17 protein-coding genes are annotated in these 11,931 nt (G+C 71.0%); 11 read left to right on the top strand and 6 right to left on the bottom strand.

What is annotated here, in order from left to right; all coding sequences use genetic code 11:
• From GTW40_RS08995 to GTW40_RS08985, 3 genes are all read left to right on the top strand, one after another.
• Positions 1-690: N-acetylmuramic acid 6-phosphate etherase (locus GTW40_RS08995; protein WP_161179637.1), on the top strand; the 690-nt coding region annotated here is incomplete at its 5' end.
• 127 nt (positions 691-817) lie between these two features.
• A complete protein-coding gene (locus GTW40_RS08990; protein ID WP_161179636.1) occupies positions 818-2,203 on the top strand; it encodes a PTS transporter subunit EIIC in 1,386 nt (461 codons plus the stop codon).
• Between the two features lie 218 nt (positions 2,204-2,421).
• Positions 2,422-2,664: a hypothetical protein gene (locus tag GTW40_RS08985; protein WP_161179635.1), complete on the top strand. Its 243-nt coding sequence runs from the start codon at positions 2,422-2,424 to the stop codon at positions 2,662-2,664.
• A gap of 13 nt (positions 2,665-2,677) precedes the next feature.
• Here the strand turns inward: GTW40_RS08985 and GTW40_RS08980 are convergent, their stop codons facing one another.
• Complete coding sequence (locus tag GTW40_RS08980) at positions 2,678-3,079, bottom strand: VOC family protein (RefSeq protein WP_161179634.1); 402 nt, start codon at positions 3,077-3,079, stop codon at positions 2,678-2,680.
• A gap of 165 nt (positions 3,080-3,244) precedes the next feature.
• Here GTW40_RS08980 and GTW40_RS08975 point away from each other — a divergent pair, with 165 nt between their 5' ends.
• On the top strand, positions 3,245-3,820 hold the full coding sequence (locus GTW40_RS08975) for a hypothetical protein (RefSeq protein WP_161179633.1): 576 nt from the start codon (positions 3,245-3,247) through the stop codon (positions 3,818-3,820).
• Positions 3,821-3,862: 42 nt separating this feature from the next.
• On the opposite strand, the gene GTW40_RS08970 is transcribed toward GTW40_RS08975, so the two are convergent.
• The 4 genes from GTW40_RS08970 to GTW40_RS08960 form a co-directional block, all read right to left on the bottom strand.
• Positions 3,863-4,276 carry a hypothetical protein gene (locus tag GTW40_RS08970; RefSeq protein ID WP_161179632.1) on the bottom strand — a complete coding sequence of 138 codons (414 nt, stop codon included), beginning with the start codon at positions 4,274-4,276 and terminating at the stop codon, positions 3,863-3,865.
• Positions 4,277-4,380: 104 nt separating this feature from the next.
• Positions 4,381-5,508: an NADH:flavin oxidoreductase gene (locus tag GTW40_RS08965; protein WP_161179631.1), complete on the bottom strand. Its 1,128-nt coding sequence runs from the start codon at positions 5,506-5,508 to the stop codon at positions 4,381-4,383.
• Positions 5,509-5,705: 197 nt separating this feature from the next.
• On the bottom strand, positions 5,706-5,945 hold the full coding sequence (locus tag GTW40_RS32575) for a hypothetical protein (RefSeq protein WP_202485618.1): 240 nt from the start codon (positions 5,943-5,945) through the stop codon (positions 5,706-5,708).
• Entirely contained in the window at positions 5,942-6,148 is a 207-nt protein-coding gene (locus tag GTW40_RS08960) for a hypothetical protein (protein WP_161179630.1), read from the bottom strand. The genes GTW40_RS32575 and GTW40_RS08960 overlap by 4 nt, the downstream gene beginning before the upstream one ends.
• Positions 6,149-6,266: 118 nt before the next feature.
• Here GTW40_RS08960 and GTW40_RS08955 point away from each other — a divergent pair, with 118 nt between their 5' ends.
• The 7 genes from GTW40_RS08955 to GTW40_RS32570 all read left to right on the top strand — a co-directional run bounded on the left by GTW40_RS08955 (position 6,267) and on the right by GTW40_RS32570 (position 10,604).
• Positions 6,267-7,106 (top strand): helix-turn-helix transcriptional regulator, encoded by an 840-nt coding sequence (locus GTW40_RS08955; protein WP_161179629.1) that lies wholly within the window; start codon positions 6,267-6,269, stop codon positions 7,104-7,106.
• Positions 7,090-7,296, top strand: a complete 207-nt coding sequence (locus GTW40_RS08950; RefSeq protein ID WP_161179628.1) for a DUF397 domain-containing protein — start codon at positions 7,090-7,092, stop codon at positions 7,294-7,296. The genes GTW40_RS08955 and GTW40_RS08950 overlap by 17 nt, the downstream gene beginning before the upstream one ends.
• A 47-nt stretch (positions 7,297-7,343) precedes the next feature.
• Complete coding sequence (locus tag GTW40_RS08945; protein WP_161179627.1) at positions 7,344-7,535, top strand: DUF397 domain-containing protein; 192 nt, start codon at positions 7,344-7,346, stop codon at positions 7,533-7,535.
• A gap of 11 nt (positions 7,536-7,546) precedes the next feature.
• Complete coding sequence (locus tag GTW40_RS08940) at positions 7,547-8,557, top strand: hypothetical protein (RefSeq protein WP_237525412.1); 1,011 nt, start codon at positions 7,547-7,549, stop codon at positions 8,555-8,557.
• A gap of 377 nt (positions 8,558-8,934) precedes the next feature.
• On the top strand, positions 8,935-9,753 hold the full coding sequence (locus GTW40_RS08935) for a hypothetical protein (RefSeq protein ID WP_161179625.1): 819 nt from the start codon (positions 8,935-8,937) through the stop codon (positions 9,751-9,753).
• Between the two features lie 234 nt (positions 9,754-9,987).
• Entirely contained in the window at positions 9,988-10,326 is a 339-nt protein-coding gene (locus GTW40_RS08930) for an antibiotic biosynthesis monooxygenase (protein WP_161179624.1), read from the top strand.
• 14 nt (positions 10,327-10,340) lie between these two features.
• On the top strand, positions 10,341-10,604 hold the full coding sequence (locus tag GTW40_RS32570) for a hypothetical protein (protein WP_202485617.1): 264 nt from the start codon (positions 10,341-10,343) through the stop codon (positions 10,602-10,604).
• A gap of 170 nt (positions 10,605-10,774) precedes the next feature.
• Here GTW40_RS32570 and groEL read toward each other — a convergent pair.
• Positions 10,775-11,931 (bottom strand): chaperonin GroEL (gene groEL, locus GTW40_RS08925; RefSeq protein WP_161179623.1); only part of this gene is annotated, 1,157 nt, incomplete at its 5' end.

Raw genomic sequence — 11,931 nt, 5'->3', positions numbered from 1 at the left:
GCGGGCACCGCCGGACGGCTCGGCGTGCTCGACGCCTCCGAGTGCCCGCCGACCTTCAACACCGCCCCCGGCCAGGTCGTCGGCCTGATCGCGGGCGGCCCGGAGGCGCTGGTCGTCTCGGTCGAGGGCGCGGAGGACTCCCCGGAACTGGCCCGCGCCGACCTCGACGCCCTCAAACTCACCCCGGAGGACGCGGTGGTCGGCGTCTCCGCCTCGGGCCGCACGCCGTACGCCGTCGGCGCCGTGGAGTACGCGGGTGCGCTCGGCGCGCTGACGGTGGGCCTGTCCTGCAACGCGGACAGCCCGCTCGCGGCCGCCGCCGAGCACGGGATCGAGGTGGTCGTCGGCCCCGAGCTGCTCACCGGCTCCACTCGCCTGAAGGCGGGCACCGCCCAGAAGCTCGTCCTCAACATGATCTCGACGATCACCATGATCCGCCTCGGCAAGACCTACGGAAACCTGATGGTCGACGTCCGCGCCTCCAACGCGAAGCTCCGCGCCCGCTCACGGCGCATCGTCTCCCTGGCGACGGGCGCGCCGGACGCGGAGATCGAACGGGCGCTGACGGAGGCGGACGGCGAGGTGAAGAACGCGATCCTGATCCTGCTGGCGGGGGTGGACGGGCCCGCGGCCGCGCGGCTTCTGGAGGAGGCGGGGGGACGGTTGCGGGGAGCGTTGGCGGAGGGCTGACGGAAGGCTGACGAATCTGCGCGGGACACGCGGACGGCCCTGACCACCCCCCGCCTTCCGGAGGACTCCGCCGCCCGCACGCGTGCCGCGCCCCTGACGGCGTGCCCCCGACGCGCAGGCTCAGGGGGTGCGCAACGACTCCGCCCTCGCCTCGGCGATCCTCTCCCTGACCGGCGGCCCCGAGAACGTCACCGCCGTGACCCACTGCCTGACCCGACTGCGTCTGACCGTCGCCGACCCCGACGCGGTGGACGGGGATGCCCTGGGGGCTCTGCCCGGCGTACTGGGGGTGATCGGGAAGGGCGGTACGGCGCTCCAGGTCGTACTGGGTCCAGGGGTGGTGGAGGGGGTGACGGCGGAGGTGGAGAAACAGACGCGGGCCACCACGTCTGCCACCTCCCCCAGCCCGACGAAGCCGACCGGCCCCGCCGCCCTCCGCCGCGTGGCCAACGTGTTCGTCCCCCTGATCCCCGCCCTCATCGGCTGTGGCGTCCTCGCCGGGCTCAACGGCCTTCTCGTGAACGCCGGTTGGCTCCCCGGCCTCACCCCCGCCCTGGCCGCCATCGCCTCCGGCTTCATGGCGCTGATCGCGGTGTTCGTCGGCTACCAGGCGGCGAAGAAGTTCGGCGGCACCCCGATCCTGGGCGGCGCGGTGGCGGCCGTGGTCGTCCACCCCGGGGTGGAGAAGGTGACCGCGTTCGGCGTCCACCTCTCCCCCGGCCAGGGCGGAGTCCTCGGCGCACTGGCCGCCGCGCTGCTCGCCACCCGGGTGGAGAAGTGGTGCCGGGGCCGCCTGCCGGGCGCGCTGGACGTCCTCGTCACCCCCACGGTGACCGTCCTCGTCGCGGGCCTGGCCACGCTGTACGGCCTGATGTACGCCGCCGGAGTCGTCGCCACCGCCATCGGCACCGGCGCGAACTGGCTGCTCACCACCACCGGCGCCTTCGCGGGCCTGCTCCTCGGCGGTCTGTTCCTGCCCCTGGTGATGCTCGGCCTCCACCAGGCCCTGATCCCCATCCACACCACCCTGATCGAGCAGCAGGGCTACACCGTCCTCCTCCCCCTCCTCGCCATGGCGGGCGCGGGCCAGGTCGGCGGCGCCCTCGCGGTGTACGTCCGCCTGCGCCACGACACCGGCATGCGCACCACGATCCGCTCCGCCCTCCCGGCGGGCCTCCTCGGCGTCGGCGAGCCCCTGATCTACGGCGTCTCCCTCCCCCTCGGCCGCCCCTTCGCCACCGCCTGCGCGGGCGGCGCGGCGGGCGGCGCGTTCGTCGGCTTCTTCGCGATGCTCGGCACGAAGGTCGGCGCGACGGCGATCGGCCCCTCGGGCTGGGCCCTGTTCCCGTTGCTGACCGGCAACCGAGGGCCGGGCGTGGCAGCGGCCATCTACGGCGGCGGCCTGCTGACGGGGTACGCGGTGGGCTTCGCGGCGACGTACGCGTTCGGCTTCCGGCGGGGGGCGGGGACGGAGGCGGGCCGGGTGGAGACACGGGCCCGGGAGACGGCGTGAGGGGAGACGGCGTGAGGCGGAGCCGCCGTAGCGCCGCAGTCCGGAGGCGAGGCGAATGGCGCGGTCGTGGCCCCGGGGCCGGAGGCGAGGCGAGCGGCGCGGCGGTACCCCCGGGTCCGGAGCTGAGGCGAGCGGCGCGGGCGTACCCCCGGAGCCCAGACGCGCCCCTCCAGGGCGAACCCGCGTAACACCCCCGCGCCCCCGCTCGTTCCCCCGGCATGATGAAAGCCCTGCTCACCACCGCCGCCCTCACCGTCTCCGCCGCCGCGCTGGCCGCGCCCGCGCAGGCCGCCAACGCCACCGCCACCGCCGACAGCGGCGACCGCTGGACCGCCACCGACACCGCGGGCTGCGCGGCCGACCTCGCCGTGGCCCCCGTACTGAAGGCCGCCTCCCCGCTCCCGCTGGGCGAGGCGCCCCCGGCGTGCGGGAAGGGCAGCCTCATCCAGCACGGCGGCTGAGCGGAGTCCCGCGCTACGCGGGGGCGCCGCCCGTGTACTCGGCGATCTGGATCAGGTTGCCGCACGTGTCGTCCAGTACGGCGATGACGACCGGCCCCATCTCCGTCGGCTCCTGGGTGAAGCGCACCCCGAGCCCGCGCAGCCGCTCGACCTCGGCCCGTACGTCGTCCACGGCGAAGGACGTGGCCGGGATGCCGTCCTGGACGAGCGCCGACGTGTACGCCTTGGCGGCGGGATGGGCGTCGGGCTCCAGCACCAGTTCGGTGCCGTCGGGCTGCTCGGGCGAGACGACGGTCAGCCAGCGGTACTCACCGACGGGGACGTCGGCCTTCTTCACGAAGCCCAGCACTTCGGTGTAGAAGCGCAGGGCCTTGTCCTGGTCGTCGACGAAGACGCTGGCCAGGTTGATCCTCACGGGGAACCCTCCGGTCACATGGGGCTTCAGCACATAGGGCTGTGGCACATGGAGTTGCGGCACATGGAGTTGCGGCACATAGCGTTGCGGCACATAGCGTTGCCGCCATTCTCGGCGCTCAGACCGCTTTCCCGTGGAACGCGCCTCGAGTGAGAAGCTGGATCCATGAATCACGCCCAGCTCACCGCGCTAGGTCGTGCCCTCCGAGTGGTCGGGGAACACGGCGAGTCGCTGACCACCGACACCCCGGACGCCCGGCTGCACGAGGTCAAGGCCGATCTGCGGCGCGCGCTGGACCTTCTGGAGGAGAGCCTGGACGCGGGCGCCCCGGTCACCCGCTGCCCCGAGCACCCGCAGGGCCCGGTGGACGAGAGCGCGCCCGACCTGTGCCTGCTGTGCGAGACGCGGCGCCGGTCGGCGAGGCGCGCGGAGTACGGGGGCGGCGCCCCGTCCCGTACGACGGACGCCCCCGCGAAGTCCCCCTCCCGCTACGGCGTCCGCGCCGAACGCCCCCAGCCCCAGCAACGCTGGCTCCCGGAAGCCTGGAACGGCCGCGAGTGGCAGCTGTGCGGCACGCCTCGCCGCGACCGGGCGGAAGCGGAGGCATACCTGGCCGCCCAGCGACGCGGCTCGCGCCCCGCGATGGCGTACCGCCTGGTCCACGAGTTCACCGACTACGAGGTGCTGCGGGTGTGGGGCACGCCCACATATGTGGATGTCGAGCCGATGGGCAACATGTAGTGCCGTGACACATAGGTTTCGCCGGACCAGTGGTACCGGCGCTCAGTCGGCCGAACCGACCAGGGTCTCGAAGCCCGCGTCGTCGCAGTAGGACACCGCACGGCGCTCGGCCTCGGGATCGCCGCCGACCGCGTTGGTGGTGTCGTCGAGGACGCGGGTGGCGCCGTCTCCGAGACCTTCCCGGTCGAGCCTTCTCGCGGCGGCGACGAGCGAGCGGCCCGAGGATGCGGCCTCGTCGGAGGCGAGCGACCCGGCACCCTGTCCGTCACCGGTGCCGGCGCCCGCCGCGGCGTTCCTGGCGTCCTGCCAGGACCCCAGCTTGGCGCAGTAGAACTGCTCCCACACCTTGGCCTGGGCCGGTTTCTCCGACGAGCAGCCGGTCGTCCAGCCGGTCATCAGGACGGCGACCACGACAGCCGCCGCCGCTCGCGCACCACTACCGCCGCCGTACCTCATGAGCATGCCCTCCCTTGACCCTGTGCGCACAAGGTACGGCAGCAACAGCAAGGCGCCGGGCGGAAGTTGATCCACCCGGCGCCCGGTGCCAAAAGCAACAAACCTCAGCTGAGCGACTGCAGCGCGGCGGCGTCGTACGGCTTCAGCTCGTCGAAGCGGCCGGAGAGGACCTTCGCGGCCCACTCCGGGTCCTGGAGGAGGGCACGGCCGATGGCGACCATGTCGAACTCGCCGCTCTCCAGGCCGTCGAGGAGGTCCTCGATGCCCTTGACCGGCGCGCCCTCGCCCTGGAACGCCTTGACGAAGTCGCCGTCCAGGCCGACCGAGCCGACGGTGATGACCGGCTTGCCGGTGATCTTCTTGGTCCAGCCCGCGAGGTTGAGGTCGGAGCCCTCGAACTCGGGCTCCCAGTAGCGGCGGGTGGAGGCGTGGAAGACGTCGACACCGGCGGCGGCCAGCGGCGTCAGGATCGCCTCCAGCTCCTCCGGGGTCTCCGCGAGGCGCGCGGTGTAGTCCTGCTGCTTCCACTGCGAGTAGCGGAAGATGATCGGGAACTCGGCGGACACGCGCTCGCGCACGGCCGCGACGACCTCGGCCGAGAACTGGGCGCGGGCGACCGGGTCGCCGCCGTAGGCGTCGGTGCGGACGTTGGTGCCGGACCACAGGAACTGGTCGAGAAGGTAGCCGTGGGCACCATGGATCTCGACACCGTCGAAGCCGATGCGCTCGGCGTCGGCCGCGGCCTGCGCGAACGCGGCGATGACGTCGTCCACGTCGGACTGCGTCATGGCCTTGCCCTTGGGCTCGGCGCCCTCCTTGTGGATGCCGGACGGGCCGACGGCGGGAGCGTCCGCGAACGGCGGCTCACCCTGGCGGCGGACCATGCCGATGTGCCACAGCTGCGGGACGATCGTGCCGCCCGCCGCGTGCACCTCCTGCGCGACCTTCGCCCAGCCCGCGAGCTGCTCCTCGCCATGGAAGCGCGGCACACTGTCGCTCTGGCCGGCCGAGTCGTGGCCCACATAGGTGCCCTCGGTGACGATCAGGCCGACACCGTTCGCGGCACGGCGGGAGTAGTACGACACCACATCCTCACCGGGGATGCCGCCCGGCGAGAACATACGGGTCATCGGCGCCATCACGATCCGGTTCGGGACGGTGAGGCCGTTCAGCGTGATCGGGCGGGACAGCAGCTGGGCCGCGCGGGAGGCGGCGGGCGTCGTAACGGTCACGTGGGGGGCTCCTCGTGAGTACGGTGGCTATTGACCGGACGGTATGTGCGCACGCAATTGTGCACCCTCTGAAACAACCGCACCCCCGCCGCCCCCTATTCCGCCCGGCCTCCGTCCACCTTGTGACACCGGCCACCTGTCCCAACGCCGGGGCGGCACGAGCGGACCTCCTCTCGACCGAGCCGCTCCGCCCGGCGTCAAGGCGACTCGATCTGCGCGCGGAGAAGGGCGTCGCGGTTCAATCGCCGTACGCGTTCCCGCAGCACGTCGGCGGGCGGGGCCTCCCCGAGTTCGGCGGGCGGTACGTCCCACTCCCGGCCGCCGCCGATGGGGCGCAGTTGGATGCGGCCGCCGACCCGGCCCATGACCTCGCCGATACGGCCGTTCCGCGCGTCGATCGCGTACGTGCCGACGGCCGGGGGCTCGTCTGCGGTCACTCGTCACCGTCCTGCGGGGTGAGCGCGTCGGCCAGCCGCGAGGCGACGGTCGCGTTGCAACGGCCCAGGTCGATCAGGGCGTTGGGGTCACCGTAGATACCGGTGACGAGGTCGATCCGCAGCGAGGGCAGCTTGACGCCGGCCTCCTTGAGGGCGGTGCGGAGTCGCTCCAGGGCCTGTTCCGCGGTGACATGCGATTCCATCGCGCTTCATTCCTCCACGCTGAGTATCGAGGTTCCGCACACAGCGTGGTCGCTCCGCTTCTAGCCTGGCGAGAGGGGTAGACCCAACAACTCCGTCTGTGGGACGAGGAGCGTGCCGATGCCAGGGCCAAGGGATCTCGACCCGTCGTCATCCCCGCGAGCGATGATCGGGGCGGAGTTGCGCCATGCGCGTGAGCGAAAAGGACTGAGCCAGAGCGAATTGGGCGAGCTGTTGTTCGTCAGCGGTTCGTACATCGGGCAACTGGAGGCAGGAACGCGCCGGATGCAGCCGGAGTACGCGCGCATCCTGGACGAAGTCCTGGACATGGGGGACTTCTTCACGCGGAACTGTGCTGCTACGGCCAAGTCGAAGCACCCGGAACACTTCGCCGAGGCAGCGGAAGCGGAGGCGCACGCTATTGCGATCAGGCAGTACACGCCCCTGCTGATCCCCGGGCTGCTCCAGACTCCCGCGTACGCGCGTGCCGTCTTCCGCGCCTACCGGCCGACAGAGTCGGAGCGAAGGCTCGATGAGTTGGTGGCCATGCGGATGGCGCGCACACTCCTCCTCGACGATCCAACAAACTTGTTGTTTTGGGTCGTGATCGACGAGGCCGCCCTGCGCCGCGTGACAGGGGGCCGGGCAGTCATGGCGGAGGCAGCGCGACGGGTGGCCGACGTGGCACGAGAACACCGGGCCATCGTGCAGGTACTGCCGTTCGACGCGGGGGCACACGTCGCGATGGAGGGATCCATCAAGTTGATGGACTTCGAAGCCGCTCCGCCGGTGCTCTACTTTGAAGGAGTCGGCACCGGGCAACTGGAGGACGACCCGTCCACCGTCATGCACCACAGGCGTACCTTCGAACTCCTGGCAGCCACAGCTCTCTCACCAGCCAACTCCCTTGCCCTGCTTGACGCAATTGCACAGGATTACGCACATGAGGAACACCCCTGAGCCAGGTCCGGACACAGTCACCTGGCGCAAGTCGACGTACAGCGGCGGCAGCGCGGGCGACTGCCTGGAAGTGGCCGACGCCCACCCCCATCACGTCCCCGTCCGCGACTCGAAGGCTCCCCTCGGCCCGAAGCTCGTGTTCCAGTCGGGGACTTGGTCCGCGTTCGTGGAAGACCTCAAGCGCGACTGACCAAATGCCCTCTATCCAAGGTTGATTCAGCAGCGGAATATCGGAGCATGGACACCACCTGGCGCAAGTCCAGCTACAGCGACGGCACCGGCGGCGACTGCCTGGAGGTGGCCGACACCCACCCCACCCACATCCCCGTCCGCGACTCGAAGAACCCCGGCCCGAACCTCACGCTCCGGCCGGAGGCCTGGTCCACGTTCGTGGAAAACCTCAAGGCACCCGCAGCCCGCTCGAACTAACCTCCCCGCTCATGGGAGCACGAGCGCAATACGTGATAGTCGAGAACGGCACCTGGCACCGGCACTACTCGCACTGGGGCGCAAACGGGATCATCAACGATCTACTGCCAGGCCCCGCGGCAGCGACCCGCTGTTTCAGGGCCGGGCGGGAGATCGACGAGTGGCTCGACGACGTGTGGTGCGAGGGCGCCGCGCTCGTCGACCATGACCGCCGGGTCCTGCTGTGGTGCGCCTCCTCCATCGACTGGGACGAGTACGCCGCCGCCCGCGCCGTACTGGCCCGGACCTGGCCCGGGTGGGACGTCCGCTTCGCGCATGACGCCCTGGGTGATCTGACCCATCACCTGGGCCTGGACAGGGATGTGAGCCGTCCGCCGGGCTGGTTCGAGGCGTTCGAGCCGGACCGGTTCGCGTACAGCGAGGGCACCGACCCCCGCTCGGTCGTCTCCCTGCGGCTGCCCGACGGCAGCGTGCGCGCGTGGGGCAGCCTGTGGGAACCCGTCGGTCACGTCGCCGGCGGTCCGGCCCTGATCGACCTGATCGCCGCGTCGCCGCGCACCCCCGCGCCCGCCGAGATGCCGGATGGCGGCGTTCATTTCGACCCGCGGGCCCGCACCGTCTCGCTCTGGTCCGCGCGGACCGTGGCCGGGATTCACGACTGGCCGTTGCCGCGCTGGGAGGGCTGGGCGCTGGACTTCCGCGGCGACGACCACACCCACCAGTCCGCCCTGCTCCCCGCGGACTTCCCCTTCCCCCGGCTCAGCCTCGCGCCCGCGTTGCGTAAGCTCGGCGGCCGCATCGCCACCCCGCAGCCCGACCCCGCCGCGCTCCTCGCCACCCCGCAGCCCGACCCCGTCGCACTTCTCGCCCCCGCGACGGCCGCGCCCGGCCCGGAGGGCACCACCGCCGTGGTCAACCCGGACGCGCTGACACCCCACGACCCGGTCGCCCCCACCCCGGCCGAACTGACCGCGCTGCGTACGGCACTCGACACGCTGATCGCGGAGTCGGAGACCGCCTGACCGCCACGTCGGGCACGTCGGGCACCCGGCGGCCCGAAGCTCGTGTCCCGGACGGACCGTTGGCCGGTGTTCACGGAAAACCTCAAGCTCGGCCGACTCGACGAACGCCCCGAGGCTCAAGCACCGAGCCCCGAGCCCTCTTAACAAGGATTGGTTGGTGGGTTTCAACCCACCCTCCCACCCAGCGAGTTGACTGGCGGCCACCGACTTGCCACGGACAGTCATGACGCTCTAGCGTGCCCGCATAACGAACAGCCCCCGCCAGGCGCTACCAACACCTGCGGGGGCTTGACCAGACAGATCGAAACGGACTCGATCCAGTGGCTGAAGCCAAGCTTAGTCCTGCCCCTTCGCAGGCGCACGCATCCCACCACCCGATGGCCAATCCGGGCTACGGCAAGCGCCAAACACCGGACCAACTCCCCCGTACGCCACACGACTTCACCCACCTGCCGCCGCGCGAGGCAGCGATCGCCGCGTACATCGACCGCCTCCCCGAAGGCGCCGACATCTCCGTGAAAACGCTGGCGAAGGAACTCCCGTACGGCCAGTGCGCCCTGCGTACCGCCCTCAACCGCATGCAGAACGAGGGCCACTTGAGGCGGGGCAGGGAGTGCGTGGAGTCGGAGTCGGGCAGCTCGCGCTGGATCACCCGATCGTGGTTCTCCCGTACCGCGAGGGACGACGCGTGGTGGGCGGCGTTCACGCGAGGAGCCGTACCGGAGGACCGCCCGCGCCCAGAACCCCCCACCCGTTCACGCGCGTTGATCCTGCTGGCGGCGCTGGGCCGTAGGAACGCGGCCCTGTCCCTCTCCGAGGCCGACTGCAAGGCCCTCGCCCCGCTGCTGGCGGAGTGGTTCGCGCGGGAGGCCACGGACGACACCGTACTCCGCGCGCTGACGGACGGCCTGCCGCCCCTCATCCACCACCCGGCCGCTCTCCTACGGCGCCGCCTCGTGGACAAACTCCCCCCGGAACCGGTCCGCAGGCCGCCGTCGCGGATGCTGGTGTGCGGGGAGTGCGGTGTGCCGGGCCGTCCCGAGGCGCTGCCGGGAGGACTGTGCCGGGCCTGCCGGTCCGACCCGTCACCCCGACAGCCCTCCGCACCCCTGCCCGCCCCCGACGTACGCTCCCACGCCCAGCAGATCCGGGCCGCGATGTCGGCCCGCAGGAACACACCGGTACCCGCGTCCTGACCGTACGCGCACGGGAGTTACCCGCGTCCTGTGCCGAACCCTGGCCACCGCCGACCGCCTCGACATGACGCGACGCACGGACACGGCTTCCGCCACGACAGCGCGCACCTGCCCGAACTGACCACCCACAGACGTGACATGGCATTCCGGACCGGCGAATCCGCCCGACCGCCCCCGCGCAACCCTGATCCAATACGCTGACGCCCCACGCTCCTCACCGACGGAGGGCCCCGCATGACCGCCTCGTTCGTCCGCCCCGAACCGCCGTACTACGCCGTCATCATCACCACCGCGCCATCCGAGGACCTGGACGGCTACGCCGCGATGAGCAAGCGCATGGCCGAACTCGGCGAGGCCCAACCCGGCTACCTGGGCCGCGAGTCGATGACGGACGCCGACGGCCGCGACCTCGTCGTCATCTACTACACGGACGCCGAATCCATAACCGCCTGGAAGGCCCACCCCGAGCACCTGGAAGCCCAACGCCTCGGCCGCGACCGCTGGTACGCCTCGTACACCGTCGAAGTGGCCCGAGTGGAACGCGCCTACGCCTGGCAGCCCCCACTGGACTGAACGAGGCTGTGCCGATGCCGAACCCCGACGCCACTCCCCCGCGCGCCCGGCTCGACCGCGCCCTGGAGAACCTGGCCCTCACCTTCCGCGGCATGACCGCCCGCGCCGACGAGGTCCAGTGCACCTGCCACTGGGGCGGCGAGGACGAGCTGGCGCGACTGAAGGTGCCGGACGTGGAGCTCGTCCGCCGCGACCCCGGCGATGACGGCAAGCTGCTCCGCACAGTCCGTACAGAGATGCTTACACAGTTCGACGGAGATAGTTACAGCCAAACGTAACCATCTCTGCCATTTCATCCCTGCTGGCGTAATTAACTCTGCGAAGGACTGCCATGCGGAGATGGCCGGGCGCGCCATGGGTTGACCCCGGAAACGCCCGAAGGCGGCACCTCCCCCGGAACCCCGGAAGGAAGTGCCGCCCTCGGCAAGGACAGTTGATCCGCGAGGGATCAGAAGTCCATGTCACCGCCCGGCATCCCGCCCGGAGCGGCCGCGCCGGCCTTCTCCGGCTTGTCGGCGATGACGGCCTCGGTGGTGAGGAACAGCGCGGCGATGGAGGCGGCGTTCTGCAGGGCGGAACGCGTCACCTTCGCCGGGTCGATGATGCCCTCGGCGATCATGTCGACGTACTCGCCGGTCGCGGCGTTCAGGCCGTTGCCGACGGGCAGGTTGCGGACCTTCTCCACGACGACGCCGCCCTCGAGACCACCGTTGACGGCGATCTGCTTCAGCGGGGCCTCAAGCGCGAGCTTGACCGCGTTGGCACCGGTCGCCTCGTCGCCCGACAGCTCCAGCTTGTCGAAGACCTGGCCGGCCTGCAGCAGGGCCACGCCACCACCGGCGACGATGCCCTCCTCGACGGCCGCCTTGGCGTTGCGCACGGCGTCCTCGATGCGGTGCTTGCGCTCCTTGAGCTCGACCTCGGTCGCGGCACCGGCCTTGATGACCGCCACGCCACCGGCGAGCTTCGCCAGGCGCTCCTGGAGCTTCTCGCGGTCGTAGTCCGAGTCGCTGTTCTCGATCTCGGCGCGGATCTGGTTCACGCGGCCCTGCACCTGCTCCGAAGAGCCGGCGCCGTCGACGATCGTGGTCTCGTCCTTGGTGACGACGACCTTGCGGGCGCGGCCCAGGAGGTCCAGCGTCGCGTTCTCCAGCTTGAGGCCGACCTCCTCGGAGATGACCTCGCCGCCCGTGAGGATGGCGATGTCGCCGAGCATGGCCTTGCGGCGGTCGCCGAAGCCCGGGGCCTTGACGGCGACGGACTTGAAGGTGCCGCGGATCTTGTTGACGACCAGGGTCGACAGGGCCTCGCCCTCGACGTCCTCGGCGATGATCAGCAGCGGCTTGCCCGACTGCATGACCTTCTCCAGGAGCGGGAGCAGGTCCTTGACCGAGGAGATCTTGGAGTTGGCGATGAGGATGTACGGGTCCTCGAGCACCGACTCCATGCGCTCCATGTCGGTCGCGAAGTAGGCGGAGATGTAGCCCTTGTCGAAGCGCATGCCCTCGGTGAGCTCAAGCTCCAGACCGAAGGTGTTGCTCTCCTCGACGGTGATGACGCCTTCCTTGCCGACCTTGTCCATGGCCTCGGCGATCAGCTCGCCGA

Origin of the sequence: Streptomyces sp. SID4985 (assembly GCF_009863025.1) — a bacterium.
In the GTDB taxonomy this organism is placed as follows: Bacteria; Actinomycetota; Actinomycetes; order Streptomycetales; family Streptomycetaceae; genus Streptomyces.
This window is presented reverse-complemented; position numbering and strand designations above follow the sequence as displayed.

What these genes read in the sequence shown, in the direction of transcription:
- GTW40_RS08985 (WP_161179635.1), top strand. Translation starts at nt 2,422, where the DNA reads ATGATGAAAGCCCTGCTCACCACCGCCGCCCTCACCGTCTCCGCCGCC.
- GTW40_RS08960 (WP_161179630.1), bottom strand. Translation starts at nt 6,148, where the DNA reads ATGGAATCGCATGTCACCGCGGAACAGGCCCTGGAGCGACTCCGCACC.
- GTW40_RS08950 (WP_161179628.1), top strand. Translation starts at nt 7,090, where the DNA reads ATGAGGAACACCCCTGAGCCAGGTCCGGACACAGTCACCTGGCGCAAG.
- GTW40_RS08930 (WP_161179624.1), top strand. Translation starts at nt 9,988, where the DNA reads ATGACCGCCTCGTTCGTCCGCCCCGAACCGCCGTACTACGCCGTCATC.
- GTW40_RS08955 (WP_161179629.1), top strand. Translation starts at nt 6,267, where the DNA reads ATGCCAGGGCCAAGGGATCTCGACCCGTCGTCATCCCCGCGAGCGATG.
- GTW40_RS08945 (WP_161179627.1), top strand. Translation starts at nt 7,344, where the DNA reads ATGGACACCACCTGGCGCAAGTCCAGCTACAGCGACGGCACCGGCGGC.
- GTW40_RS32570 (WP_202485617.1), top strand. Translation starts at nt 10,341, where the DNA reads ATGCCGAACCCCGACGCCACTCCCCCGCGCGCCCGGCTCGACCGCGCC.
- GTW40_RS08975 (WP_161179633.1), top strand. Translation starts at nt 3,245, where the DNA reads ATGAATCACGCCCAGCTCACCGCGCTAGGTCGTGCCCTCCGAGTGGTC.
- GTW40_RS08935 (WP_161179625.1), top strand. Translation starts at nt 8,935, where the DNA reads ATGGCCAATCCGGGCTACGGCAAGCGCCAAACACCGGACCAACTCCCC.
- GTW40_RS08970 (WP_161179632.1), bottom strand. Translation starts at nt 4,276, where the DNA reads ATGAGGTACGGCGGCGGTAGTGGTGCGCGAGCGGCGGCGGCTGTCGTG.
- GTW40_RS08940 (WP_237525412.1), top strand. Translation starts at nt 7,547, where the DNA reads ATGGGAGCACGAGCGCAATACGTGATAGTCGAGAACGGCACCTGGCAC.